Below are 25,893 nucleotides of genomic sequence, written 5' to 3' on the forward strand. Positions count from 1 at the left end.
CTCTCAAAGCCTAGGGGTTAAAAAAAGAACTGCCAATAAGCAGTTCTTTTTTAGTTACGTAATCTTGATACGATATTTTCTTGTGACAGTTCTTTCTTCATACGTTTTGTGATAATGTATCGCACAAACCATTTATTTAATAGAACCAAGACAAGTAGAAGTCCAACAGCTGTTCCACCAATCCATAGAATGATCTCTCCCGGTAATTGTCCTAGCAGGAAAGCACCCAAGACAGCAATGAATAGTAACGCAACAATATACACTTTTAGGTTCATCTTATCTATACTACGATAGAATTGCTTGATCATATCCTTTGATGACATCCCATTTAAATACAAGGACAACAAATCTCGATTCAAAATACTAATCAGTGTATGCATCTGACCTCGATAAATAAAAGTAATCACCACAAATAAAATGATCTGAAATACGACAAGCAGCAAAAATGACAATTTTGAATTAGCAACTAGTTTCTCTAGCCCTTGCGCTTGATAGTATACAAAAACATCTTCTTCATCAAACATTCGATCAAACTGGTTCACAAATTCATAAATATCCTCGGTTTTATTTAAATTAACAATGAGTGTTCTAACACCATCGTAGTTCTCACCAATCTTAATTTGATTACTTAGTTTTTTATACAGATCAGGTGATAAGTAACTGTAATCTTTTAAGAAATAGTTCCCTTCTCCTTTGTAGTAATCAATATTCGCTTTTAATGGTTCCACTTCACCATCAAAAACTTTTATTTTTTTACCTTTAAATCTTTCTGGAAGCAGGATAGTGTTTTCTTTTAGATCTCCTTCATAACTCACAGCCTCTTTTGTTGTCGGATTGAATGATAAAGCCGACAATATATCCGTTTCTCCATTTGCTTCAATAGATAACGAGACGTCATATTCATAGACAATGTCTTTGACATTCGGCATACGCTTAATTTTATCTGTATCGTACTGATACTCACCAGTTTTCGAATATCCATTAATTAAAACCATTGATAGACGATCATTAGTCAATACGTTTTTATAAATATTATCGGCAGAAATCAAGATAGTAAATATGGAGAAAAAGATTAACATCAGTAAAACAAAATTCAAAACAGCTAATTTTCTCAGGGTCGGTCGATGTTTCTTTTTTAAATACTCAAAGACGAATGTTGTTTTCATATGGATTGGTCCTTTTTATTCAAGTCTTCAAATCGAAGGACGACATCAGCATGTTGCACAACGGTATCAGAATGTGTAACGACTAAAATGGTCCTCGTTTTCTTCAATTCAGATAACATACCAAGCATCATCTGAATATTATCTTTATCAAGGTTATTTGTTGGTTCATCTAATAGAATCAATGAATAATCAAACAGCATGATTTTCAAAAAAGCCGCGCGCTGCCTTTCTCCCCCTGATAAGTTGCTCACTGTGACATCAATTTTCTCGCTCATTTTGAGCTTCGCAGCCTGTTCCTCTAATCTTTCATTTGAGATTTCTTGTTCGTTAATTAATGAGATAACGTGTAGATTTTCTCTGACAGTTAAAGACTCAATCAAGTTCAAATCCTGAAACAAATAGGCGATTTTTTTGCGGTAATTATCAATCTGTTCTTGATTTGTAAAATCAATGGGCTGATTGAACAACGTCATCTTCCCAGTACTCGGTTTTTGAATCAATGCAATAATATTAATAAATGTCGTCTTCCCACTACCACTTTCTCCATGAAGGGCATAAAGGCCAGAGCCTTGAATATGTAAAGACAAATTTTTTAAGATGGTTGCATTCCCATATTGAAAACCAAGGTGGTCGACCTTTAAAATCGACGCATCTTCCTTATTATCTAAGTTCACTTGCCATCTCAATCCCCTCTAATAAATTAAGTGTGTTATTTCCATAAACACCCAATTCAAAATCGTAACTTCCTTTAGATGTGCAATAACCCACATTGTTACTCTAGTTTGATCATTTTTTACATTAAGTTATAGCACAATAGATTCATATGTATCTTGATAATATTGTAATAACTTTATCAACCAAATATACTAATTTATTCATTATACTCACCTACAATATCATACTTCATCAAGGTTGTTAATAAATTGTCAGATGAGCTAGCTCGCTTAAATAAATCATAAAAAAACAAAACCACTCCTAGAATTGAGTGGTTTTGTTAGATCTTTATTCTTCATGCATCTAAATGATCACCATTTGTCGCGATCACTTGTTTATACCAATCAAAGCTTTTCTTTTTCTTTCTATCTAATGTACCGTTGCCTTCATTGTCACGGTCGACATAAATGAAGCCGTAGCGTTTTTTCATTTCAGCTGTTGATGCACTGACAAGATCAATTGGGCCCCAGCTTGTATAGCCGATCAGATCAACGCCGTCTGCGATCGCTTCTCTTGCCTCAAGCAAATGACTTCTTAGGTAATCAATTCGGTAATCGTCTTGAATTGAGCCGTCTTCTTCTACTTGATCCACAGCACCCAATCCATTTTCTACGATAAACAATGGTTTTTGGTAGCGGTCATATAGTTGGTTTAGTGTTGTACGAAGTCCTTTTGGATCAATTTGCCAGCCCCAATCACTTGCTTCTAGATAAGGGTTTTTCACACCTTCAAATAGGTTACCACCAGTCACTTGTCCAAGAACCTCTGGATCTGTACTTGTCACAAAACTCATATAATAGCTGAAGCCGATATAGTCGACTGTATGGTTTTTTAGAATGTCTTCGTCACCGTCTTGGAATTCAATGTTGATGTTATTTTCCAGGAAATAACGTTTCATGTATCCAGGGTAATAGCCTCTTGACTGTACATCTGAGAAGAACAATGTTTTACGATCTTGATCAATCGCAGCAAACATATCTTCAGGTCTTGAGCTGTACGGATATGTGGTCATCGCTGCAATCATACAACCGATTTTCGCATCTGGAATGATTTCGTGTCCTGCTTTAACAACTAGAGCACTTGCAACAAATTGGTGATGCGCTGCTTGATATTGAATGCTTTTCTCGTCTTCGCCTTCTTCAAATACAAGGCCGCCCCCTGTGAAAGGAGCATGTAACACAACGTTGATTTCATTGAAAGTCATCCAATATTTCACTTTATCTTTAAAGCGAGTGAACAATGTTTTAGCGTATGTTTCATAAAGACCCACAAGCTTACGGTTTCTCCATCCGCCATAGTTTTTCACAAGTGCAAGCGGCATTTCATAGTGAGAGATCGTGACAACTGGCTCAATTCCATGCTTATGCAGTTCATCAAATACTTTTTCATAGAAAGCGAGGCCAGCTTCATTCGGTTCCGCATCGTCGCCATTTGGGAAAATACGTGGCCAAGAAATGGATAGTCTGAAGCACTTGAATCCCATTTCTGCAAAAAGGGCAATATCTTCTTTGTAGCGATGATAGAAGTCGATCGCATCATGATATAAGTTAAGGTCCTTCATTGATTCATCGAATGGGTGCATAATCCCGTGTGGTGATACATCCGCTGTCGATAAGCCTTTTCCATCTTTGTTATAAGCGCCTTCAATTTGGTTGGCGGCTACTGCGCCGCCCCATAAGAAACCTTTAGGAAATGTTTTTTCTAAATTGGTCATGTTGAATGCCCTCCTCATTTTCTTCTACACTGACTGTAAGCAATGTCTCTTTTACTGTAATCGCCCCATCTGTTTTCGCATTAACTTGTGCAAAATCATTTGTGTTGGTGACGATAATTGGCGTTGTTACATCATAGCCTTCTTGCTTAATGCCCTTGATATCAAATTCAACTAGCAGATCTCCTGCTTGAACGAGATCACCTGACTGCACATGACTTGTGAAATGTTTACCGCCAAGTTTTACTGTATCAATCCCCACATGGATGAGAAGCTCTGTGCCTTGATCACTCTTTAAACCAATGGCATGTTTCGTTTGGAAAATGGTTTCAACCTTGCCGTTGAACGGTGCTACTACACGTCCAACTGTTGGGACAATGGCTGTTCCTTTACCCATGATTTCATTAGAGAATGTTGCATCATTTACTTGATTGAGCGGCTTTAGTTGACCTTCAAGCGGGCTTTGTACCACTTCATTTTGAAGCGCTACTGTGTCTTTCTTTTCTTCTGGTTTGTCTGCTTTTGTATCATCTTTCACTGGTACATCTTTGAACCCTAGAACAAGTGTCATGATGGTTGCTACAACAAAGCCGATCACTAATCCAATGATGGAGTAAACAAATGTCGGTCCAATGAACGTTGGGAGACCTGGAAGACCTGCTGATCCTGATATCACATATGACTTTACTTTGAAGATAGACATGAACACGCCGCCTGCTGCTGCACCAATGAGGGCTGCAAGGAACGGTTTTTTCAATCGCATGTTCACACCATACATAGCAGGTTCAGTAATACCCATTAATGCAGTGATACTTGTAGACATCGCCAATGATTTGAATGTTTTGTTTTTTGATCTTAAGAAGACACCAAATGCTGCGCCTGCTTGTGCCATATTCGCTACAAACATCATTGGAAGAATGAAGTCAAAACCGTTTAATGTAATGTTGTTGATCATGATTGGAAGTAGTGCATAGTGCATGCCCGTAATGATCAATGGTGACATAAAGCCACCGATTAAGAGTCCGGCCAAAATACCTGCATGTTTGAACAATAAATCAATTCCACCTGAAAGGCCATTTCCGATAATCCCACCAAGCGGTCCAACCGCGATAAGCATAACTGGTACCACGACAAGAAGTGTAACTGTTGGAACAAGAATGATTTTTAGTGATTTCGGACTATATTTTTCTGCGAATCTTTCCACATATGAGCCGAGCCAGATAGTGAGTAGAATTGGAATCACCGATGAAGAGTACACAACGGCAACCACTGGCAAGCCTAGAAATTCTGTATTTCCTGCACCTAGTAAAGCAGTGAGCTGCGGGTGCAGTGCGGCTGCTGCAATGGCAGCTGCGATATACTGATTTGTGCCAATTTTTTTGGCTACGCTTACAGCAAGCAGAATCGGTAAGAAGTAAAAGGCTCCGTCTCCGATAGCTGTTAAAATCGCATATGTGCTGCTTTTATCTGAGATCCATTGGAACGTCAGCATTAATGCCAAGATCCCTTTGATCATACCAGCTCCAGCGATGGCTGGAAGAATCGGTGTGAAGACACCAGAGATAAAATCGAAAAGCTTTGAAATCACATTTTGTTTTGATGCTTCTTCTGAATCGCCTGACTTTACATCTGTTGATAACCCAGAATCAGCAATCATTGCTTGATAGACGTTTGATACGTCGTTGCCAATAATGACATGGTATTGACCGCCGCTTTGATTCACGCCCATGACGCCATCTGTTGATTGCAGCTTCTCCTTATCCGCCTTGCCTTCATCGTATAAATTGAAGCGAAGTCTTGTCATACAATGCGTGACTTGCTTTACATTCTTTTCACCGCCGACAAGCTCTAGAACTTCTTTTGCTGTTTGTTTGTGGTTCATTGTGTTACCCTCCAATCGTTGATTTCATCTTGATATAGAAAAAACCTAAACATCCATTAATGCCCGAAAAATAGCGATTCAGACATTAATCGATATTTAGGTTTTGCCTGCTTAACCAGTAACAATCCTTCATAGCGATTGATCGTTATTCAATTTTATAAGCCTTTAGATACAAAAAAACCTAAATCATGCCTTATCAAAGATAGGGACAATGATTTAGGTTTTGCCTGCTTGACCAGTAACAATCCTAAAAGATTGTGGGTTATTGAGTTTATAGTTATAAATTAGCATGTTAATTTTGATATGTCAACGCTTTCTTTTTGATTTATTTTCTTTTTATGACTCGATCGATGTGCAAAGTTAAGTATAACATCTCATCTTCTATGAGACTTCGGTTGTATTCTTTTTGAACATAGTCATTAATTTTCTCCGCACATTGAAAAGCGGCTGTATTTTTTTCCTTTACCACTTCATACAGAAACTCATTTTGATTTTCCATTTGTGTTTCGTTAAACAGACGCTGTCCAAAAAATTTCAAATGCGTGACAAAACGGAAATAATTTAATGATTCTTCGTCCAAATCAATTTGGAAATGATACTTTACGATGTTCAAAATATCTTGAATCAGTTTTGTAATTTGAATGACATTCGGCATTTCCTCATTCAGTTCTGCATTAACAATATGCATCGCAATAAAGCCTGCTTCATCCTCGGGAAGATGGATGTTGAGCTTGTCCTGTATGATCCGAATCGCTTCTACACCACACATGAATTCCTCTTTGTACAGCCGTTTGATTTCCCAAAGCAAGGCATTTTTAATGTCCATTCCTTTTTGATGACGTTCAATAGCAAAGGTAATATGATCCGTTAATGTGACATAGATGCTGTCATTTAAATTTTTGTTAAGGGTCGTTCTCGCGTGATCGATAATTGCCTCACACACTTGCATATACTCGATCGGAATATCATAAAGCAGGGTTTTGAATTTTTCTGATATATCTTTATTTTGAATGGAAAATACTTTTTCGATACGTTCTTCGTCAATCGGGTCTCCGCTTTTCTTTTGAAACGCAATCCCTCTGCCCATAATGACCAGCTCATGCTGCTCGTCATCATACGCACTGACCACATTATTGTTGATTACTTTCGAAATGATCAATTGATCCCCCCCAGTACATTCCGCTTTTTCGAGCATTTCATTGTTGATTGATATGTCATTTTATTATTATTTTCAAAAAAGAGGACTTTAAGATGATTTTACATTTTTTTTTGATACGGTCAACTAGAAAGAATGACATATTACCTCTCAGAAATGACGATTTAGGGGCAAAAAGGCTAAAAATAGACAAAAAACACTCTTCAAAAAGAGTGTTTTTTACAAAATTAGGAGCAATCCCAGTTATAGACGACATTTTCGAAATGTTTTCGTTTGAGGTCTTCTGGTTTGATAAAAAAGTTAGCAATGCCGCAATCTCCCCACAACATGTCCACTTCATCATCTGAGTCAATTTGCAAAAATAGCACAGTATGTTCTTGGTCTACATAGGTACGCGGGTCTTCTTGTGTAAAACCTGGATATCCGCCAACTTTATGGCCAAAACCACTTGCTGTCTCATAAAATTCATCTAGCAATTGATCTGCTTCATCACCATCAATACCAACAGCATCTTCGAATAGATCCCAGCTTTGCTTTCCTGTGACTTTTTCAAAGCGGAAATCTCCTACACTGATCGTTTCGCTTGATAATTCACCTGTAATCGCACCTTCCTTCGTAACTGGAAAATAAAAATCGTCAGGAATTTTCACGAATGAAAAATCAGTCAATAAGTCTTCTTCAGCTAAGAAAGGTTCCTCAATAAATTTGATCCGAAAATCTTTTTGCTCTGTTTTTTGGTCAATATTCATCCCATAAAGATCATCATGTACAGAAATAAACACTTGCAAAAGTCCTGTTTCTGGGTAATCTTTCAGCTTTGGCAGCTGGCCGAAATTGATTTGTGCCAGCAGCTTCATAGGATGGCCTTCTCCATCAACGGGATATTCGTCGTTTTTTGGGAAATAAGGATCACCTGCTATTTTGCTGTCATATGGTCCTGTTTTTCCTTGTTTTATCTGTAATTGAATCAGTGGTTTTTCAGTTTGATCTAGCAATGGACGGTAAGGCGCAAGTACTTCTTGCAGCTTTGCTGATTGTGTCAAGATGGTCTTCCTCCTTATGAATAGGTCTAATGATCAAAACAGGTCTCTCTTTTTCTATCATACAGAAGTGTAACTTCCCTGTCAGTGAAAAACCCTTCAATATCATGACAAAAAACTCACTTCAACACGTTAAAAAACCTCCGATACGGCTGGAGGTTTTGTGATTCGTTTATTTATTTCACTTGATAATTCACTAAGTCTGTTGCCAATGTTTTCATCGTTTCGTTCGTTTCGTGCAGCCCCTCAATAATTTTTGTGAAAGTGCCAACGAGTTCTGCTTGATGTTCAGAAGAAGCCACGATTTGTGCTATTTCTTCTTCCATTCCTTTGATAGAGCCTTGCACATCTTTTAGCGCTGTTTCAATATCAGTCGTTGCTTGCTTCGCGTGAGTAGACAGCTTTCTCACTTCCGTAGCAACCACCCCAAAGCCTGCTCCTGCTTCACCTACTCTTGCAGCCTCAATGGATGCATTGAGTCCAAGTAAGTTCGTTTGATCAGAGATACCTTTGATGAGATTAGACACTTGGTTGATTTTAGAGGAATTTTCGACAGTGGTTTTTGTATTTTGTAGAATTTGTTCACTTGTCGCTTGTAGTTCCTCTGAATGTGCAGCCACTTGCTGTACCATCGCGACTAGTTTTTCGGAAGCATCGTTACTTTCCGTCATAATGTGTTCTAATCGTTGTTGATTCGTTTGGTCATATGCTACACAGAAGGCAGCGACCACTTGACCATTGTCATCTTTAATCGGGACGGCGACGATGTCCATAGGAATTCCGTACACCTCTTTAGGAATCTGGATAAATGATGGCTCTCTCCCATTTTTCAACATCGAAAAGTTTTGGAACCCGGGAGCTACAACGTCCCCTGCTTTAAACCCTAAGTCAATGTTCCCGTGCTGCTGATAATAAAGAACCTTCTCTTTCCCTAATACAGAAAAGGTTAGCTGCTCTCTCATAGCTAGTCCAACGATTGGTAAAGCGTCTATTATGTTATCAATTCTCTGTGACATTCGCTCACGTTCATCCTCTCTTTTTCTCAGTACACTCTCTTTATCGGTTCTTTATATGATCTATTACAGCCTGCAATGTGTACTAATATCAACCAAATGACCTAAGACATATAAAACAGCCACATTCTATCAAGAGAATGTGGCTGTTTTTAAAAAAAGAACATGCATATCAACACACTAATGACGATGAAAAAAAGATACATGCAGTCGATCCATGAAGTGCTGATGACATGATAATACGTTCTCTCCCTCGTCCCTGTGAAGCCTCTTGCTTCCATCGCAATGGCTAGTCGTTCAGATTTCCGTACGCCTTGCGTGAAAAGAGGGAGTGCATAACGTATAAAGGCTTTCCAACTGTTTTTTTGCTTGTAACCTCTAATTTTATGTGCAGCCTTCATTTGCTTCAATTCACTTTGAAACAACGGGATAAACCGGAAGCCTGCCAGCATCCCATATGCCCATTTGGGTGACATTCGGCATTGATGGATTAAGCTCATCATAAAGGCCGTCAAATCAGTTGTTGATGTAAAAAGGAGACCAAATGTCACAAAGCCAAGCATTCTAAAAGAAATGGTCAGCCCATTTCTTAAACTCTCCTCTGTGATATGAAACCATGCCCACTTCCAAACTGTATGATCTCCCTTGCCAAAGGCTGCTATCATCCAAAACACGAGAATGAAAAAGAGCAGATAAGGTACAAGTCTGGTGATGAGGTATTTCAAATTCCAGCCGCCTAGGACAAGTCCAATTCCAAGTGCAAACAGCCAGATGATGAACGTCGTTTTAGGATCAGAAATCGCCATCAGACAGCACATCGCAAGGAGATGGGCGAGTAATTTCATGACTGGATTTACAGTGGATAGAAAGGAGTGATTACTTTGCAATCGTCATCACTTCCTTTCTTTCAGCCATATAGCGATAATGTAACGGCACTCTCAGCTCACAGGAAGTGACAAGTTCCTGATGAGAAAATAAATCAAAAGGCGTACCATCATAAACATGCTCCCCTTGATGAAAAACAAGCACCTGATCAGCGCACTCATCAACGAGTTCCATATCGTGTGTGACCATAATAATAGTGGTGCCTTGTCGTTGACGTTCTTTTAAACGCCGGATTAACTCCCTCGCCGTTTTCTCATCCTGCCCGAAGGTCGGCTCATCTAAAATGAGTACATCCTGATCAAAAAGAAGCATCGTGGCAACACTTAATCTTCTTTTTTGTCCTAAGCTTAAGGTGAAAGGATGCGCGTCTCTATGCTTCTCTAGACCGAACTCCGCCAATAGCTGATTCGTTTTTTCTTGCACCACAGACTCTGACCAATTTCGCTGTCTCCCACCAAATGCGATTTCACCAAACACTGTGTCCTGTATAAATTGAAGTTCTGGATTTTGAAATACAAAGCCGGCTTTTTCATATAATGTTCGGTCAGACCACTTTTTCAGGTGTTTTCCTTTTAAAAAAATGTGACCTTTTTTTATTGGTTCTAAACGGATGACATGTTTAAGAAACGTACTTTTTCCGCTGCCATTTTCACCAATGATCGCAACCCAATCTCCTGCTTTTATATCAACGTGCAGGTCATCTATAATGCTTTTTTTCCCGTAGCTTAATTGTAGATGATCTGTGCGAATAATGACCTCTCGATTTGTTGATGACAATTTCTCATGACGTTCTTTTCTCGCCTCAAAGGTTTGCAAGAGTGTTTGACTCAGTGGATGAAACGGATCTTGTACGATAGTGGACCATTTCTCGGGAAATATTTTCGGACGCCAAATGCCGGCTTCTTTCATTTCTCCCTCAAATGTGTTCATCACGTCTTTTGGCGTTCCATCTGCTATGATACGGCCTTGATGATCTAATAAGATCACCCGATCCATCCACTCGATGACACCGTCTAACACATGCTCCACAAAAATCATCGTCTGATTCTGTTCAGCTGAAAGCTGCTGAAGTAATTGAAATATCTCCATTCTTCCTGCTGGATCAAGCTGTGCAGTCGGTTCATCAAAGAACAGGACATCTGGCTCTAATGCTAGTAAACAAGCAAGCGCCAACCGCTGCTTCATTCCGCCAGATAAGGTATGAATATCTGTATTTGGGTCGACATCCAGCTGTACCTTTTTCATGAGATGTTGAATCATGTCATCCATTTGTTCTCGAGGGACAGATCGATTCTCTAAGCTAAACGCAATTTCTTCATTGACTCGGTGCATACAAAACTGCGAATCTGGGTCTTGAAACATGACACCAGTATGCCTTTGCCGCATCACTTCTCCCTGTACTTCAGCTTCCATATGCTCTGGAATAATGCCAGCAAGCACAGAAATCAGCGTAGATTTCCCGCTTCCACTTGGTCCTAATATCAGCACCTTTTCCCCCTTTTGAATAGAAAGAGATACTTGATGAAGAACGGGATTCGGCTGTTCATAAAAACGGACAGTGAGATTACTGCACACGAGAAATGAATCCATGCTGGTCACCCTTACTTCGTTTTTCTTTCATGATGGCATATTGATTCAGCACACCCGTTTTAGATAAGGCATCCACCACCACTTTTGCTAAGCAACCACCGAGTAACATACCGCTAATGACTTGAGTGACAAGTGTCATGAGTAACACTTGAGGCGTGTAATAGCCGAATCCATTGGCAATGAGGCTATATGCCATTGCCCCTACTGCTGCAAAGGCACCAGACAACATGAGTGTCCACATGCGATATCGCTTATAGCCAAATAGAGCGAAGGCGATTTCTGCTCCAAGTCCTTGGCATACACCAATCAAAAGCGCAGAAAGACCGAAGTGGCTACCTGTCAGTAATTCCACGGCAGCGGCAGCTGTTTCTGCGATGAGGGCAGCTCCTGGCTTTTGGATAATGTAAGCAACGATTGGACTGGCAATGACCCAAATTCCGAACATGATGTTGCCTCCTGCTGGACCGACAAGGGCTGTAATCGGTAAATAAAGCGTCGACCACCCTAAATAGATAACTCCGCATGCCACTGATAAAATGACAGCGAGAACGACTTCTTTCATCTTCCATGTCATGAAGAATGCACCTCCATTTGGACAGGCCACTCTTCGACAGTAAAGGCCATGTCCCAGAATTTATACTCAAGCTGACAGCTTAAGATGAAGTGCTGTTTCATTTTCTCCTTTTCCTTCTCACTTGCTCCTTCCGCCCACTGATCAAGCCGTTTGCAAAGCTCCACTGTAACAGAGTCCGTTAACCCGCCATAAAACGTGATCCACTCATAGAATGGATGGGCAGGGTCGGGCTCAACATCTTTAAGCATTCGTTTGCCTATTTCCCAATAGGTCCAAGGGCAAGGGAGCAAAACCGCAATGATTTCTCCTAGCGTCCCTTCCTCGGCGACTTGCAGCATGTGATGAATATAGTGATGAGCACTTGGCGCCAAAGATGCACCTTGCAGTTCATCATAAGCGACACCTGCCACCCGGCAAAGGTTTTGATGAGGATGTGTCTCACTATCAAGGACAAAAGCCATTTGTTGATGGAAAAAGGTAATGTCCTCTCTTTCTGTACATCTGCTGATGGCTGCCGCATAAATTTTAATAAAGGCATTTAAATATTCTGCATCCTGTTTGACATAATGAATGATCTGTTCCTTTTCGAGTTCTCCTGCTGCAAGTCCTCTCACAAACGGATGCTGATAAATCGCTTCAAATAATGGTTCTGCTTCTTGCCTTAATTGCGTTGAAAATGTCATAAAAAAAGCCTCCTCTTTTTCAGTTGAATAAATGAAAAAGCCACCCCAAATGGAGCGGCCTTCTTATCGATTCAATCATGAATAAGACAAGGTCCTGCTCCACTTCCCTCCGCTAGTACAAACTAGATCAGGTTCAAAGGGTCCAAGATTTTCTCTTGTCTCAGTCATACATGACTCCCCTAGTGGACTTTTGTCATTTAATTATCTTTACTCTACACATGTGGCGATTTGATGTCAACCGCCGATCTTAATTCAATGTATTGATCGTTGGCAGCTTCTCGATCCCTGCTGCATAGTAGAAATTAAGGACACTGAAGAAATCAATTGGCTTTCCTGTCTTTATATCAACAGCCAAAATATGATCGCCATAATTGGTCAGATCATCAATGTCTAAACGCCTTGGCGTTGTCTTTCCGAGAGTATCAACAAAGCTGCTATGGTAGTACTGCCCACTAGCAAACGATGATTCATGATACATAAATAATGTCTCCACATCTAAGTAGACAAGAATGGCCTCAGAGGAACTCGCGTATGGAGCAGAGTACGATACTGGTGCCGAAATACTTTTCACTTTTACACTGTCAACAGAATGCGTTCTCTGTTGATATTTTCCATCATATGAGAAATAAAATACACGCTCCCATTTATAATCAGCGGTCTTAGATTGTTTGTTATACACTTTTGTACCATTTGCGAAAACATCCCCATTGGCATACGAAGCAACAAAGTATTGCAACGTTGATGACAGGGATTCAGCACCTGTGAAATTTGGTGGGTTTTTTGCATTCACCTGTAATGTATATGAGTCTCCAAAGTCTCCACCGCTAGTAATACCAAACGCATAATCACCCGCTGGTAAATTGCTTAACGCAAGCAGACTGCCTGCTGGTTGAATCAGATCCGTTGGATAAGCTTGTCCTTCTTCATAATCAATAACAAATAACTGAACGAAATAATCAGCATTTGGAGAGGTAATCCGGCTGATGAGCGCCTGAGGGGACGATGTACTTAAGAACCATAAATCAACTGGATCTTCCTCGTTTAAAACTGCCGATTGATTAATAGCTAGTCCATCAATAGAGCGAACGGCAGACGTGCGCATCTTTCCATCTGCAGCCGCTTTTCGTTTAATACTTATTCCCTTTTTCTTATCTACTTTAAATGATTTTTTTACTTCCTTCTGTTGAACCGCAGTCCCTTTATCCTGCTTTTCAAACGACTCTTGCACTTGCTGAATGGCTTTTTCAGTCAGTGGCGATACTTTTTCACTTGATTTTGGTGCATCTTCTGCTTTGATTGCTGGTGAAAATAAACCTGTTGTGACCAATAAAATAGACAGTAAGGCGGCGGTGATTTTGACATAAAATGCTCTCACAGGAACATCCCCTTTTCCCTAATTTGGGTTTTTTACCCTGTGATTATTTTACCATTTTTCTAATACTTGTTTTGGACTTTTTTAGGAAATTTTCATAACAAAAAACCAGCCGTATGAGTCACGACTGGTTTATTTGATGATTTATGCAATGGTTTTGACAAATAAGCGTGCTGTTTCTGCACTTGATCCTGGATTTTGTCCAGTAATAATTTGTCCGTCTACAACAGCGAATGGCGCAAATGCATCGCCTTTTTCAAATGCTGCCCCTTGCTCGCGAAGTTTTGTTTCCAATAAAAATGGAACTTTAGATGTCAGCTGAACAGCATCCTCTTCCTCATTTGTGAATCCTGTTATTTTTTTGCCGTCGATAAATGATTTTCCATCACGATCCTTCACATCAACAAAGGCAGAAACGCCATGGCAAACTGCCCCAACGGCTCCATTTTTGTCTGAAATCGCTAAGATCGCATCGGCAACCAATTGATTGGACGCAAAGTCGATCATTGGGCCATGTCCTCCAGCAAAGAAAATGCCATCATACTCAGCTGGGTTTACATCGGTCAGTGCCTTTGTGTCTTGAAGTAATTCATACACATCTTGATATTGTGCTGGAACTCCTTCAGGAATTGAATTTTTATCGATCGGTACTGTTCCACCTTTTATTGAAACAATTTGCACGTTGAGTCCATTTTCTTTAAAAATATGAAATGGCTCGGCCAATTCTTCTAGCCATAAGCCTGTTGGGTGTCCGTTCATTTCTGAGCTGCTTGTTGATACTAATAAAACGTTCTTACTCAACTTTATCATCCTTTCTATTTATCATGTGACTATTTTATATTTTGCACAATTAAATATCAAGCAATCAGACTTGGATACAACTCTTTATGTTATACCCGATTTTTTAAAAAATATAGCCTCACTTCAAATCTAATCATTCTGTCACATTCTATTGACAGGGAATTTCATGTAAAATTGTGATGAAATGATATAATATGAGAAACAATTGACAGACCTCTTGCGCTAGAGGGAATTTAAAAGGAGTGGAAAAAGAGATGAAAACCTATTCGATTGTGATGATTATCATCACGCTCTGTATCATATTGGCTGTCTTTTTAATGAATCTTACGGGCGTCATGTATGGAAAAATCATATTGGCTGTCGCTGTTGCCCTTTGTCTTACGTCCATTATTCGTTTGATGGGAATGCGTAAAAGATAAAAGCCGCCCTCTAGGGCGGCTTTACCGTGTAGACAAACCCCTCGCATTCAGTGTCAGTCCTGCGCTTCGGTGCTCACCAATGTCAAATTCACTCCGATGCTCGTCCTTCCTAAACTGCAAAGGTTTTCTATCACGTTGATAGGATTATATAGCCAGGATAAGTGCAATTAATGCAAGAAAAGCTGGTAACCCTTGTTTGATGATAATCGATTTATTAGACGTCACACCGCCAAATACTGCTGCGATGAACACACAAAGAACGAAAAATAGCTGAATCATATATCCTACGGTATTCGAACCAAGAATGAGCCCCCAAATGAGTCCAGCAGCTAGAAAGCCATTGTATAGCCCTTGATTAGCAAACATCACTTTCACATTTGGATCCTTTTGTAAGTGTTCAGGCAGATTGAAAGATCTTTTCGCCATTTTTGATTCCATAAAAAACATTTCTAGTAACATGATGACAATGTGCTCTAAAGCGACAATTCCTACTAAAATCATTGCTGAAATATTCAATTTAGTGAATTCCTTTCTGATAGACGGTCTCGTATTTGTATTTTGTCCGTGTATAAATCAAAGTCTTGGATTAGCTCTAACGCCTCATGAAAACGACTTTGTGGAATGTCTTTCATTTTTCTTACACCAAATTCCTTTTTAATAAAAGCCATGATGGTATTAATATGAAGCTTACCGTGGCCATCATACTCTAAATGGCTGCAAAAAGTCTGCATCGTCCCTCGAATCACCTTTAATTGCTTGGCAGTGACACAACTCATTGGTAACGCTCATCCTTTCTTGGTTTTTTAACAACTAAAAAGAACATTGAATGAAAGAAAAACCTTCCAATCTCTATTATATAATGGTTTCATTCGGATATCAAAATAAAAAAGAACAAACATTCGATCGAAGACGAGTCATACGCTAAAAATCCATGTCTTAACGTATCAAAAAGCCGGATTCATGGATAGAATCCGGCTTTTTGTTTAGTTGCTTTTAGAAATTAATACCTTTCCAACAGAACGGTCCTTACTTTGTCCGACGACTTTAAAGGATAGGCCGTATGTTGGCACATCACGTCCTGCATCCGGGTTATTTGGATTCACATAGTTCTTTTTATCACTAAATGTACGCGTTGGGCGGATATAGCGATCCTCTAAGGTTAAGCCTGTTGTCGCTGTATAATCAATATTCAGCTTGGTGCTTGGATTCAAAGAGAATGCTGCATCATGTACTTGGAAACCTGTCGCTGCAATAGAGCCGTCACTCCATTTCAACACTTGTTGATCTGCATCTACGACTCCAAGGAAGCCGTTCCCTGGATGTTTTCCAACCCAGTTATCACTGTACGATTGATCGACGTACCACACGACCAAACCGTTATTATAGCTCATCAGACTTGCTCCTCGTTTGATATGCTTTAAGCCTTTATCGACATCAGCATAAGAGCGCCATTCTAGTAAATAATACTGAGCGGCATATTGTTTTCCATTAGATTGAGAGAATCCGTTAAAAGTGAACGTGGACGTTCCCTCGGCATCATCTGACCACACTTTTGATCCATCTGCTGTAACCTTTAGATCATCTACAAATAAACCTGGCAGTGAATATCCTGCATCGGTTGTATAGCGGAATTGCAGATCGATCTTTTTCCCTGCATAAGCAGAAAGGTCAAAGGATGCATCTACCCATCCATCTGATTTTCCATCGATGCCATTACCTTCATTCGCTCCTGCCTCATTTCGATCATTCGTAATATTACCAGCAATGGTTGTCCATTTGTCTGTCCCAGTTTCACGAACTTCTACATACGCATAGTCATAATCTTCTTCGATATCGTACCATGCTTTAAACGTAAGCTCGGCTTTGCTTCCCTTCGACAAATCAATCCCTGATGTCGTCATGGTAGCATTCAAATTGTCACCTGTTCCGCTGAAGTATGAATATTGCCCTTGTGCAGGCTGAGTGACCACAATCTCTTTATCTGGCAAATCGACTCGAACCGCATCATGGTTGGTTCCTTTTGTTGCTGCTTCATCGATTAAAACTGTTTTGCTTTTTGTTAATGTCTTACCATCAATGGTTTTTCCAGAAAGCCAGTTGCCGCCATGCAAGTTTTGAAGCATTTCTTTTGCATATGGACTAAAACCTGTTGGTTCCGTACCAGGTACTTTACCTGCCCAGCTTCCGCTTGACATGATAGACCAATAAGAAACGGGCTCTCCTCTGCCTGTGTATTGTGTATCGTATTCATCAGGCAGACCAAGATCATGTCCAAATTCATGTGTGAACACACCTGCTGCGCCATCTTCAGGCTCAATCGTATAATCTAGAGCGCCTAACTTTCCGCCTTGACCCACTTCTGATTCAGTGTTTGGAATCTCAAATACATCACCAAGTGACCAGCGATGCGACCAAATCGCGTCAGAGCCAAGCTGTCCGCCGCCAGCTTCTTCACCTACGCCAGCGTGTACAACCATGAGGTGGTCAATGATACCGTCCGGCTCATTATAAACACCGTCCCCATCCATATCATAGCGGTCCCATTGATCATATTCACCAAGGTCAATGTTTGGATCCTTTGCCGCTGCTTCGAGGGCTTCTTTCACCAATTCGCGCGGTCTGCCGTCACTGCCTGATTCGTCTGGTACGTTCCCGCCATAATATGCTGCTTCATGCTTGGCTGTATACCATCCAGCTACTGTTCCACTAATCGTATAACTTCCACCAGACTGCTTTTCATAATATTGCTTCATAGAAACTTTTCTTTTACCATCTGGACCGATGTAGCCATTTTTTCCGAAAAGCATATCTTGGTAATGCTGCTGATCGTACTTGTCATAGTACATATCAGTCTCTTCTTTTTTAATACTATTATGCTTATAATCTTTAAAATCTACTAATAAGACCAAAACTTTATCATTACGGACGTCGCCTTTATATTTTTCCTTTTTCACCGGCTTTACTTGATTGCCTTCTTTTCCTTTATGCTTCTTTAACTTGTTCTTTTTGGCTAGTTTATTATGTACATTTTGTTTGTATTCTTTTAGGAATTCAGGTTCTTCTGTTAAGGTACTTGCGCTTTGTTTCATCGCTGCTTCTTCTTTTTTCTTTAGGTAGTTCTTTAATGCTTTTTGGGTTTCTGCCTCATTGGCATTCTTTTTGATCTTTCCTTGTTTTTTCAAGGCTTTGATGAGGCGGTCTTCATTGACAACACTTGCGTCGAATGGAATACCTGAATAATGACCACCATCTGAGGATGTTGACTTTTCTGAGGTGTGGGCAGATAGAGGGGTGCTGAAAGCTGTCAATGTGCCTAAACTGAGGACAGCTGTTAGTGCGATGCTCGTCCATTTCCCTTTTTTCATATTGGTTCCTCCCTAATTTGGTAATAAATAATATCTAATTCTAGCATATTCCAATATACTTAAGTCGAAAAACATTTTATTTTCAGAAACTTTGTGGAAAATGCACAATACGAGATTGAAATAGGTGGAACGAATTGTCGAAAATAAAAGAACCCTAGGCTATAAATGCCTAGGGTGTTTGTTGTTTTTCTATGAAAGCTGCTCTCCTTGATATGCAACAACATCAAGTGGAGCGGCTAAAAATTCTTTTGCCTTTGTGACGAAAGCTTGGAAATGTGCACTTGCATTATGGCTTTGAACCGCTGCTTCATCTTTCCACACTTCTACCATTAAAAAGGTGTTTTCTTTCTCTGTATCCTTGAAAAGCTTGTAGGACACATTGCCTGCTTCTTCCTGTGAAGCTTTCATTAAACCGTTGATTTCTTCTAGAAATACGTTTTCTTTCTCTGGATGAATGGTCATCCCTGCATGAATAATAATCATATGATCGTCTCCCTTTTTTTTAAAATTATTTCCACTCTGTGATGCGATCGATCGGTAAACGGTAAGAAGCATAACCTTCGTCAGCTGCTTTCCCAATGGATAGAAGCATAACTGGTACATAGCGCTCTTTATCCCAGCCGAATGTTTCAGCGATGACTTCTTTGTCATATCCGCCAATTGGGTTTGTATCATAGCCATGCGCACGAGCAGCAAGCATCAGCTGCATTGACACAAGTCCACCGTCAATTAAGATCGTTTCACGATTCACTTGCTCTGGAAGAGCTTCAAAATGTGCAGTTAATGCAGCAATTTGTCTTTCTTTTACTTCCTGCGGCATGTAGCCATTTTCTACTGCTTTTGAATAAATTTCTTCTAAGTATTCATTGTTTTTCATATCTGCAAACACAGCGATGACAGCTGATGATGTTGCCACTTGTGTTTGATTGAATTTTGCAAGTGGTGCAAGCTTTTCTTTTCCTTCTGGGCTGTCAATGACCATGAAGCGCCAAGGCTGTGCATTCACTGATGATGGTGCTGTTGTTGCCTCTTCTAAAATCTCCGTCATTTCTTCTTTGCTAATTTTCACTGCTGGATCATAGTTACGAATGGAGCGGCGCCCTTTCATAATATCCATAAAATCGTTTGTTTTTAATGTTGTAGCCATGTGTAACACTCCTTTAGGTTGTTTGAATCTGCTCGATGTTTTGTTGTATACGGATGAGCACATCAGTGAGAAGCTTTCGTTCTTCATCACTTACGTTTTCAAGCATTTCTGAGATAAATCGTTCTTTTTCTTTTTTAGAAGCTTCGATTCTTGTTCTGCCTTCATCTGTCAGACGAACAAGCGTGACGCGATTATCTTCCGGCTTTCTTCTGCGCGTGACCATTCCTTTTGTTTCTAACTGTTTTAAGTGACGCGTCACAGCCGCACTATCAATATTTACTTTTTTCTGCAAATCGGATTGGCTGATTTCGTCGGCTTGGAATAACAGTGATAGCAACTCCAGTCTTGATTGGCTGATGCCCGTGCATGCTTCGAACTTCACACCCATCATACGGTTCACGCACTGCAAACGATATAATACCTCTGCTTCTTCAGAGCAAAATGCAGTCAATGCCATCCCCTCTTTTCTATTCAGATCAATTAGTTGATATATCAATCATTGACTCGTCAACTAATATACACCCATTATTTCATGATTGCAAGAGGTTTGTTTCATAAAGTGAAATTTTTTATTTCAATTAAAAAAGACGAGCTTTTGCTCGTCTCAGACCGTAGACAAAGGGCTAAAATGTAGTTTATTTTAGCCCTTTGTCTTCTTTTCAGCGTGAAAGAAAACCTTTGCAGTCTAGGAAGGACGAGCAATGGAGCGGAACGAATTTGACATTCGTGAGCACCAGCGCGCAGGACTTACACCGAATGCGAGGGTTTGTCTTCACGCTGTCGTCTTAAGAACTTGGTGTTGTTGTTGGTCCCACATAGTAGCTGATAAATCCAATAATCATCAAGACAACAAAAATAAAGAGAATGAGTTTGAGCATTCTCATGGTTTATCCCCTCCCACTCATCTAACTTATCATATCTAGAAGAAGCGCTACCTAAAATTTACATAAAAAAAGACAAAAGCGATTCATCACTTTTGTCTTTTTCTCTTTATTCTGTAATCACTGTATGAATCAAAGTCGGAGCATCGGCATGGTCATCAATGCGGATGTTGTCATAAATTTTCTCCATGACATTCGCAACATCTTCACGATTTGCATGCAGCGTCACGAGAGATTCGCCTTTTTCTACACGATCGCCTACTTTTTTGTTGAGCATGATGCCAACAGATAGGTCGATATCGTCTTCTTTTGTTGCACGTCCTGCTCCAAGAATCATCGCTGCAACACCGATTTCGTCTGCGACGATTTCAGCGATCACACCTGATTCTTTTGCCGGCACTTCGATTTGATAAGGTGCTTGCGGCAGTTTTTCCGGTTGATCTACAATCGAGCCGTCTCCACCTTGGTTTTCTAAAAATTCCTTGAATTTCTCAAGTGCTTTGCCGTTTTTCATGACTTCAATTAGCTTTTCTCTTGCTTCATCAAGTGTCTCTGCTTTTTTCGCAAGAACGACCATTTGACTTCCTAATGTGAGCACAAGCTCGTTTAAGTCTTCAGGGCCTTCGCCTTTAAGCGTGTCAATCGCCTCTTTCACTTCAAGGGAATTTCCAATCGCTAATCCTAGCGGCTGAGACATGTCTGAGATGACAGCCATCGTTTGTCTGCCAACATTATTTCCGATACGAACCATTGCTTTTGCAAGCTTCTCAGAGTCTTCAGGTGTTTTCATGAAAGCACCTGCACCTGTTTTCACATCTAATACGATTGCATCTGCGCCAGCAGCGATTTTCTTACTCATAATCGAGCTTGCAATGAGCGGGATTGAGTTAACAGTCCCTGTTACATCACGAAGGGCATACAGTTTTTTATCAGCAGGTGTCAGGTTGCCTGATTGTCCAATGACCGCTACTTTATGACGGTTCACCAGCTCGATGAACTCGTCTTTTGTAATTTCAACGTGGAAGCCTTTGACTGCCTCTAGCTTGTCGACAGTTCCACCCGTATGTCCAAGACCACGCCCAGACATTTTTGCAACAGGTACATCAAGTGCTGCAACAAGAGGAGCGAGTACAAGCGTTGTTGTATCGCCTACACCGCCTGTTGAATGCTTGTCTACTTTAATGCCTTCGATAGCAGACAGGTCAATTGTGTCCCCTGAGTTTGCCATAGCGAGTGTTAAATCTGCACGTTCTTGATCCGTCATATCTTGGAAGAAAATCGCCATCGCCAAGGCACTTGCTTGGTAGTCAGGAATTGTTCCGTCCGTATAACCTTTGACAAAGAAAGAAATTTCCTCTGAAGATAATTCTTTTCCGTCACGTTTTTTCGCAATGATATCTACCATTCTCATTGTTTTCACCATTCCTTTTTTAGTTTAGTAAATCAAACCGACAACGCCTGCTGTTAAGAAGCTGACGAGTGTTGCACCGAATAACAGCTTTAATCCAAAGCGTGCGACAACGTTTCCTTGTTTTTCATTTAAGCCTTTCACTGCTCCAGCAATGATACCGATAGACGAGAAGTTCGCAAATGACACAAGGAATACAGAAATGATCGCTTCTGTACGAGCAGTGAAATGAAGACCGTCGCCAGATAGAGCAAGCATCGCTACAAATTCGTTAGATACCATTTTGGTCGCCATAATACTTCCTGCTTGTACCGCTTCACTCCAAGGTACACCAACAAGGAAAGCAAATGGTGCAAACACATATCCAAGTACATCTTGGAAAGAAACACCGATGGCAGCTGTGAAAATACCATTAATCATCGCAATTAATGCAACGAATCCAATCAACATCGCAGCCACAACAATGGCTACTTTGAAACCATCCATAATGTATTCGCCGAGCATTTCGAAGAAAGATTGTCTTTCTTCTTCTACGACTTCAAGCATGTCTTCGTCTTTAGACACTTCATATGGATTGATGATAGACGCAATAATAAATCCACCAAATAGGTTCAGCACAAGTGCTGTAACAACGTACTCCGGTTTAATCATTTGCATATACGCACCGACAATGGACATTGATACAGTCGACATCGCAGATGCACACAATGTATAGAGACGCTGTTGAGGTAATAATCCAAGCTGTTTCTTAATGGAAATGAACACTTCGGATTGACCTAAAATCGCTGACGCTACGGCGTTGTAAGATTCTAGTTTCCCCATTCCATTGACTTTACTAAGCAAATACCCAATTCCGCGTACGATCAGCGGAAGGATACGCCAATGCTGCAGGATACCAATCAAGGCAGAAATGAAGACGATCGGCAGCAAGACATTGATAAAGAAAGTTGACGCATTATCATTCATTAAACCACCAAATACGAAGTTGATCCCTTCACCAGCATAGCCTAGAAGCATTTGGAATCCTTTTGCAAAGCCCCCGACTAGGAAGTTCCCAACACCTGTATTGAGCAGAATATAACCTAAAATAAATTGCAGTACAATCATGACAATGACTGGACGGAATTTCACTCGCTTTTTCCCGTTACTTGCCAGCCATGCAATGGCGAGAATCACCAGCAAACCGATAATACCAATGACGTATTTCATGTTTTTCCTCCTTGAATGAATTCGTTTACATTAATGTGCTTGTATGGAACAAACCCTATTTCGCAAACAAATTGCGGAAGAAAATCCCAGAAATGAGATCCTTCCGCATATGACTTTTTCATCATCTAATGAGTCATGATTGTTATCCTACCATAGGATCGTATGAATTAATAGTCTTTAGAAGGAGCTGATTGATCCCCTTTAATAATGGAAACGCCTGCACTGGCACCAATACGGGTTGCGCCTGCAGCTGTCATCGCTTCTACGTCTTCTTTTGTTCTCATGCCGCCTGATGCTTTGACACCGATGTCAGGTCCAACTGTTTTACGCATTAATGCGATGTCCTCAGCTGTTGCACCGCCTGTACTAAATCCAGTCGATGTTTTGACGAAATCAGCGCCAGCTTTTACAGAAAGTTCACAAGCTCGTACTTTCTCTTCATCTGTGAGTAGACAAGTTTCAATGATGACTTTCACTAAGGCTTTGCCTTTTGCTGCGTCTACAACGGCACGAATATCTTGTTCAACTGCATCATATTCGCCATCTTTCAATGCCGCAATATTGATGACCATGTCCACTTCAGTTGCACCGTTTTCAATGGCATCCTTTGTTTCAAATGCTTTCACTGCTGTGGTGTTTGCACCTAACGGGAAACCGATGACTGTACATACATCAACGCCTGTTCCTTCTAGTTCTTTCGCCGCAAGAGATACCCAAGTTGGGTTCACACAAACGGAAGCAAATTGATATGTCTTTGCTTCTTCTAGTAACTGCATGATCGCAGCTTTAGATGTATCTGGTTTTAGTGCTGTATGATCAATGAGCTTTGCTATTGTCATGATTCACACTTCCTTTTAAATATGATACTTTCATCTTAAATGACTATTGAACAATTGTAAATATAGTTATGAAATTTTGTTCATCTATTTTGTGACATTTAAAAGAGCTCTTGCTGTGTGCTGATCGATCATCAATACGTTCGCATATTTTCCTCTCAGCGCCCCATGGATAGAGGCAACCTTTCGATGTCCACCAGCAACAAGAATGGAGCGCTCTTTTGTTCTCAAATCATCCAGCTCCACACCGATTGTGCGATTGTTAATTGCTTCACTGCAAATGCGTCCTTCTTGATCATAAAAACGCGAACAGATATCTCCGACACTGGATGTCTTGAGCAGCGCCTTTTCTTCTTCACGGAAATAACCAAGCCTAAACAAAAGCGCCTCATCTCTTACCGTCCCAACAGTAAACACAGCGATATTTGCCTGTTTGCCCATTTCAATAATGCGCTGAATATGTCTGTCCTGTTCGACCATCTCTTTAACGGCGGCACTATCGAACACAACAGGCAGTGGCAAATAGCGTGGTGCCGTTTGAAAAGCTGATGCAAACAGCTGAATTGTTTCCGCAGAATATGTATTCACATGTGAATGGCTGATTCCGCCTTTCAGCTGAACCACCTCTACCCCTTTTACCTGTTTAGGTTGCATCTTTTGAGCAATTTGATACATCGTGGTGCCCCAGCTCACTCCAACGATATCACCGTCTTTCACCGTATTCTGAAGATAATCTGCACCAAACCGGCTCAAGTAATCAGTAATCGTTGGATAATCGTCCTTTGGTGAAAATACCACATGAGCCTCGAGCAGATCATATTTTTCTTTCAGCAATGAGGACAGCTCATTTAAATCCTCAAATGGATCCATCACTGTAATTTGGACGTACCCTTTTTCCTTCGCATACTGAAGCAGACGAGACACCGTTGGCCTCGACAGGTCAAGCTGCTTGGCGATTTCCTGCTGACTGTAATCAGATAAGTAATAGAGCCTTGCTGCTTCAATACTTAATTGCTGTTTCTCCCGATCCATTCGTACGCCTCCTTTTTTCCTCTATCATAACAAATTGTTCACTTCACCATGCACAAATGTTCATTTAAAGAAAATGGTGTAGGCTGCGTGAAAGGTCTCTTGCTTCTCTAAAGTTTGAATGCCGAATTTCTCCTTATACTGCCCATTCGTCCCTTCCATATCAGCGATCCCATACCAAGGCTCAATACAAACAAAAGGAGCCATTGTTCCCTTTTCTTGATCATATGGAGACCAAATACCAACGAACGGAAAACCACTGAGATCGACCTCAATGCCGTGACCTGCTTGAGAAGTCAATGATACTTGATGAATATGACTAAAGATCATTGCATCGTTCTGAAAAAGTTCTGGGCGAAGTTGAATCGGCTCAAACTCAACACCTTTCTCCTTCTCTCTCACAAGTGAATCATGAAGTTCATATTGGACTGGATCATGTTCGGTGGAAGGTGCCAATGTAAGTGAATAATCAGCTGTCTGCTCGCCTTCAACAAGCGGGACATGAAATGCCGGATGCCCGCCAATCGAGAAATACATCGTGCCATCTCCTTCATGAACAATTTCCCAGGAAATCGTTAGTCCATTTTCCGACAGTGCATAACTGATGCGCGCTGTAAATTCATACGGATATTGTGACGTGTGACGGCCATTTGATTGATATTGAAAAACCACCTGATCTTTTGCTTCTTGAAATAGTTCAAAATCAACATCACGCAAAAATCCATGCTGCGAGAGTTGATACGTTTGATCGTCTATCTTGTATTGATCATCCTTCAACCGTCCGACAATCGGAAATAAGACGGGCGACACCCTGCCCCAATAAGCAGGGTCACCAGACCACATATATTGACGTCCACTTTCTTTATGAAGCACCTCTCTCACCTCGGCACCTCTCTCATTGATTTGAACCAATAACAGATCATTTTCAATCGTTCTCATTCAACACATCCCCTTTCCTTCTTCTTTTATTATGACAGGGATTTTCGGTTTGAGTATAAAAATAAGAATCCCT

Annotated in this window: 24 protein-coding genes, 1 pseudogene and 1 riboswitch; of the genes and pseudogenes, 1 reads left to right on the forward strand and 24 read right to left on the reverse strand. The window is 40.5% G+C overall.

The annotated features are described in order from the left end of the window. Positions 1-50 precede the first annotated feature (50 nt). The 13 genes from ACTJKA_RS04815 to ACTJKA_RS04875 all read right to left on the reverse strand — a co-directional run bounded on the left by ACTJKA_RS04815 (position 51) and on the right by ACTJKA_RS04875 (position 14,587). Entirely contained in the window at positions 51-1,166 is a 1,116-nt protein-coding gene (locus ACTJKA_RS04815; protein ID WP_007497982.1) for a hypothetical protein, read from the reverse strand. Next, complete coding sequence (locus ACTJKA_RS04820) at positions 1,163-1,840, reverse strand: ATP-binding cassette domain-containing protein (protein ID WP_008345683.1); 678 nt, start codon at positions 1,838-1,840, stop codon at positions 1,163-1,165. The genes ACTJKA_RS04815 and ACTJKA_RS04820 overlap by 4 nt, the downstream gene beginning before the upstream one ends. 335 nt (positions 1,841-2,175) lie before the next feature. After that, positions 2,176-3,594, reverse strand: a complete 1,419-nt coding sequence (locus tag ACTJKA_RS04825) for a glycoside hydrolase family 1 protein (RefSeq protein ID WP_440607646.1) — start codon at positions 3,592-3,594, stop codon at positions 2,176-2,178. After that, complete coding sequence (locus ACTJKA_RS04830; RefSeq protein WP_217967691.1) at positions 3,566-5,473, reverse strand: beta-glucoside-specific PTS transporter subunit IIABC; 1,908 nt, start codon at positions 5,471-5,473, stop codon at positions 3,566-3,568. The genes ACTJKA_RS04825 and ACTJKA_RS04830 overlap by 29 nt, the downstream gene beginning before the upstream one ends. Positions 5,474-5,798: 325 nt before the next feature. Then, a complete protein-coding gene (gene licT, locus ACTJKA_RS04835) occupies positions 5,799-6,632 on the reverse strand; it encodes a BglG family transcription antiterminator LicT (protein WP_017368351.1) in 834 nt (277 codons plus the stop codon). Between the two features lie 224 nt (positions 6,633-6,856). Continuing rightward, a complete protein-coding gene (locus tag ACTJKA_RS04840; protein WP_144609960.1) occupies positions 6,857-7,672 on the reverse strand; it encodes a YwqG family protein in 816 nt (271 codons plus the stop codon). A 173-nt stretch (positions 7,673-7,845) separates the two neighbouring features. After that, complete coding sequence (locus ACTJKA_RS04845) at positions 7,846-8,685, reverse strand: methyl-accepting chemotaxis protein (protein ID WP_116306502.1); 840 nt, start codon at positions 8,683-8,685, stop codon at positions 7,846-7,848. Between the two features lie 149 nt (positions 8,686-8,834). Beyond that, a complete protein-coding gene (locus ACTJKA_RS04850; protein ID WP_017358644.1) occupies positions 8,835-9,569 on the reverse strand; it encodes an energy-coupling factor transporter transmembrane component T family protein in 735 nt (244 codons plus the stop codon). After that, entirely contained in the window at positions 9,559-11,157 is a 1,599-nt protein-coding gene (locus ACTJKA_RS04855) for an ABC transporter ATP-binding protein (RefSeq protein ID WP_171465924.1), read from the reverse strand. Before ACTJKA_RS04855 ends, ACTJKA_RS04850 begins: the two co-directional genes overlap by 11 nt. Continuing rightward, positions 11,132-11,731 (reverse strand): ECF transporter S component, encoded by a 600-nt coding sequence (locus tag ACTJKA_RS04860; RefSeq protein ID WP_019743666.1) that lies wholly within the window; start codon positions 11,729-11,731, stop codon positions 11,132-11,134. The genes ACTJKA_RS04855 and ACTJKA_RS04860 overlap by 26 nt, the downstream gene beginning before the upstream one ends. After that, a complete protein-coding gene (tenA, locus tag ACTJKA_RS04865; protein WP_440607647.1) occupies positions 11,728-12,414 on the reverse strand; it encodes a thiaminase II in 687 nt (228 codons plus the stop codon). The genes ACTJKA_RS04860 and tenA overlap by 4 nt, the downstream gene beginning before the upstream one ends. A gap of 87 nt (positions 12,415-12,501) precedes the next feature. Continuing rightward, positions 12,502-12,605: riboswitch (TPP riboswitch) on the reverse strand. A gap of 56 nt (positions 12,606-12,661) precedes the next feature. Continuing rightward, positions 12,662-13,789 (reverse strand): hypothetical protein, encoded by a 1,128-nt coding sequence (locus tag ACTJKA_RS04870; RefSeq protein WP_025208237.1) that lies wholly within the window; start codon positions 13,787-13,789, stop codon positions 12,662-12,664. A 141-nt stretch (positions 13,790-13,930) separates the two neighbouring features. Beyond that, positions 13,931-14,587, reverse strand: a complete 657-nt coding sequence (locus ACTJKA_RS04875; RefSeq protein ID WP_017358640.1) for a type 1 glutamine amidotransferase domain-containing protein — start codon at positions 14,585-14,587, stop codon at positions 13,931-13,933. 227 nt (positions 14,588-14,814) lie between these two features. Here ACTJKA_RS04875 and ACTJKA_RS04880 point away from each other — a divergent pair. Beyond that, positions 14,815-15,006 (forward strand): annotated as a pseudogene (locus ACTJKA_RS04880) (hypothetical protein); the annotation flags it as partial. 144 nt (positions 15,007-15,150) lie between these two features. On the opposite strand, the gene ACTJKA_RS04885 reads toward ACTJKA_RS04880, so the two are convergent. The 11 genes from ACTJKA_RS04885 to ACTJKA_RS04935 form a co-directional block, all read right to left on the reverse strand. Continuing rightward, positions 15,151-15,522 (reverse strand): DUF1304 domain-containing protein, encoded by a 372-nt coding sequence (locus ACTJKA_RS04885; RefSeq protein WP_440607648.1) that lies wholly within the window; start codon positions 15,520-15,522, stop codon positions 15,151-15,153. Continuing rightward, on the reverse strand, positions 15,519-15,782 hold the full coding sequence (locus tag ACTJKA_RS04890) for an ORF6C domain-containing protein (protein ID WP_008345710.1): 264 nt from the start codon (positions 15,780-15,782) through the stop codon (positions 15,519-15,521). The genes ACTJKA_RS04885 and ACTJKA_RS04890 overlap by 4 nt, the downstream gene beginning before the upstream one ends. Before the next feature lie 207 nt (positions 15,783-15,989). Further along, positions 15,990-18,371: an immune inhibitor A domain-containing protein gene (locus ACTJKA_RS04895; RefSeq protein ID WP_182488997.1), complete on the reverse strand. Its 2,382-nt coding sequence runs from the start codon at positions 18,369-18,371 to the stop codon at positions 15,990-15,992. A 189-nt stretch (positions 18,372-18,560) separates the two neighbouring features. Then, the gene (locus ACTJKA_RS04900) at positions 18,561-18,854 is read right to left on the reverse strand and encodes a putative quinol monooxygenase (protein ID WP_079919734.1); all 294 of its coding nucleotides are present in this window, start codon (positions 18,852-18,854) and stop codon (positions 18,561-18,563) included. 25 nt (positions 18,855-18,879) lie between these two features. Then, the gene (locus ACTJKA_RS04905) at positions 18,880-19,518 is read right to left on the reverse strand and encodes a nitroreductase family protein (RefSeq protein WP_017368360.1); all 639 of its coding nucleotides are present in this window, start codon (positions 19,516-19,518) and stop codon (positions 18,880-18,882) included. Positions 19,519-19,531: 13 nt separating this feature from the next. Further along, positions 19,532-19,975 carry a MarR family transcriptional regulator gene (locus tag ACTJKA_RS04910; RefSeq protein ID WP_440607659.1) on the reverse strand — a complete coding sequence of 148 codons (444 nt, stop codon included), beginning with the start codon at positions 19,973-19,975 and terminating at the stop codon, positions 19,532-19,534. A gap of 533 nt (positions 19,976-20,508) precedes the next feature. Further along, entirely contained in the window at positions 20,509-21,810 is a 1,302-nt protein-coding gene (locus ACTJKA_RS04915) for a pyrimidine-nucleoside phosphorylase (RefSeq protein ID WP_017358633.1), read from the reverse strand. 24 nt (positions 21,811-21,834) lie between these two features. Further along, the gene (locus ACTJKA_RS04920; RefSeq protein ID WP_017358632.1) at positions 21,835-23,016 is read right to left on the reverse strand and encodes a NupC/NupG family nucleoside CNT transporter; all 1,182 of its coding nucleotides are present in this window, start codon (positions 23,014-23,016) and stop codon (positions 21,835-21,837) included. A 167-nt stretch (positions 23,017-23,183) separates the two neighbouring features. Further along, positions 23,184-23,855 (reverse strand): deoxyribose-phosphate aldolase, encoded by a 672-nt coding sequence (gene deoC, locus ACTJKA_RS04925; protein ID WP_440607649.1) that lies wholly within the window; start codon positions 23,853-23,855, stop codon positions 23,184-23,186. A gap of 84 nt (positions 23,856-23,939) precedes the next feature. Continuing rightward, a complete protein-coding gene (locus ACTJKA_RS04930) occupies positions 23,940-24,884 on the reverse strand; it encodes a sugar-binding transcriptional regulator (protein ID WP_019743593.1) in 945 nt (314 codons plus the stop codon). 60 nt (positions 24,885-24,944) lie between these two features. Then, positions 24,945-25,820, reverse strand: a complete 876-nt coding sequence (locus ACTJKA_RS04935; RefSeq protein ID WP_268359741.1) for an aldose 1-epimerase family protein — start codon at positions 25,818-25,820, stop codon at positions 24,945-24,947. Positions 25,821-25,893: the final 73 nt, after the last annotated feature.

The organism is Bacillus sp. 22190, assembly GCF_052045575.1.
In the GTDB taxonomy this organism is placed as follows: Bacteria; Bacillota; Bacilli; order Bacillales; family Bacillaceae; genus Bacillus; species Bacillus altitudinis.

What these genes read in the sequence shown, in the direction of transcription:
- ACTJKA_RS04815 (WP_007497982.1), bottom strand. Translation starts at nt 1,166, where the DNA reads ATGAAAACAACATTCGTCTTTGAGTATTTAAAAAAGAAACATCGACCG.
- ACTJKA_RS04825 (WP_440607646.1), bottom strand. Translation starts at nt 3,594, where the DNA reads ATGACCAATTTAGAAAAAACATTTCCTAAAGGTTTCTTATGGGGCGGC.
- ACTJKA_RS04830 (WP_217967691.1), bottom strand. Translation starts at nt 5,473, where the DNA reads ATGAACCACAAACAAACAGCAAAAGAAGTTCTAGAGCTTGTCGGCGGT.
- ACTJKA_RS04845 (WP_116306502.1), bottom strand. Translation starts at nt 8,685, where the DNA reads ATGTCACAGAGAATTGATAACATAATAGACGCTTTACCAATCGTTGGA.
- ACTJKA_RS04855 (WP_171465924.1), bottom strand. Translation starts at nt 11,157, where the DNA reads ATGGATTCATTTCTCGTGTGCAGTAATCTCACTGTCCGTTTTTATGAA.
- ACTJKA_RS04860 (WP_019743666.1), bottom strand. Translation starts at nt 11,731, where the DNA reads ATGACATGGAAGATGAAAGAAGTCGTTCTCGCTGTCATTTTATCAGTG.
- tenA (WP_440607647.1), bottom strand. Translation starts at nt 12,414, where the DNA reads ATGACATTTTCAACGCAATTAAGGCAAGAAGCAGAACCATTATTTGAA.
- ACTJKA_RS04890 (WP_008345710.1), bottom strand. Translation starts at nt 15,782, where the DNA reads ATGAGTTGTGTCACTGCCAAGCAATTAAAGGTGATTCGAGGGACGATG.
- ACTJKA_RS04895 (WP_182488997.1), bottom strand. Translation starts at nt 18,371, where the DNA reads ATGAAAAAAGGGAAATGGACGAGCATCGCACTAACAGCTGTCCTCAGT.
- ACTJKA_RS04900 (WP_079919734.1), bottom strand. Translation starts at nt 18,854, where the DNA reads ATGATTATTATTCATGCAGGGATGACCATTCATCCAGAGAAAGAAAAC.
- ACTJKA_RS04905 (WP_017368360.1), bottom strand. Translation starts at nt 19,518, where the DNA reads ATGGCTACAACATTAAAAACAAACGATTTTATGGATATTATGAAAGGG.
- ACTJKA_RS04910 (WP_440607659.1), bottom strand. Translation starts at nt 19,975, where the DNA reads ATGGCATTGACTGCATTTTGCTCTGAAGAAGCAGAGGTATTATATCGT.
- ACTJKA_RS04915 (WP_017358633.1), bottom strand. Translation starts at nt 21,810, where the DNA reads ATGAGAATGGTAGATATCATTGCGAAAAAACGTGACGGAAAAGAATTA.
- ACTJKA_RS04920 (WP_017358632.1), bottom strand. Translation starts at nt 23,016, where the DNA reads ATGAAATACGTCATTGGTATTATCGGTTTGCTGGTGATTCTCGCCATT.
- deoC (WP_440607649.1), bottom strand. Translation starts at nt 23,855, where the DNA reads ATGACAATAGCAAAGCTCATTGATCATACAGCACTAAAACCAGATACA.
- ACTJKA_RS04930 (WP_019743593.1), bottom strand. Translation starts at nt 24,884, where the DNA reads ATGGATCGGGAGAAACAGCAATTAAGTATTGAAGCAGCAAGGCTCTAT.
- ACTJKA_RS04935 (WP_268359741.1), bottom strand. Translation starts at nt 25,820, where the DNA reads ATGAGAACGATTGAAAATGATCTGTTATTGGTTCAAATCAATGAGAGA.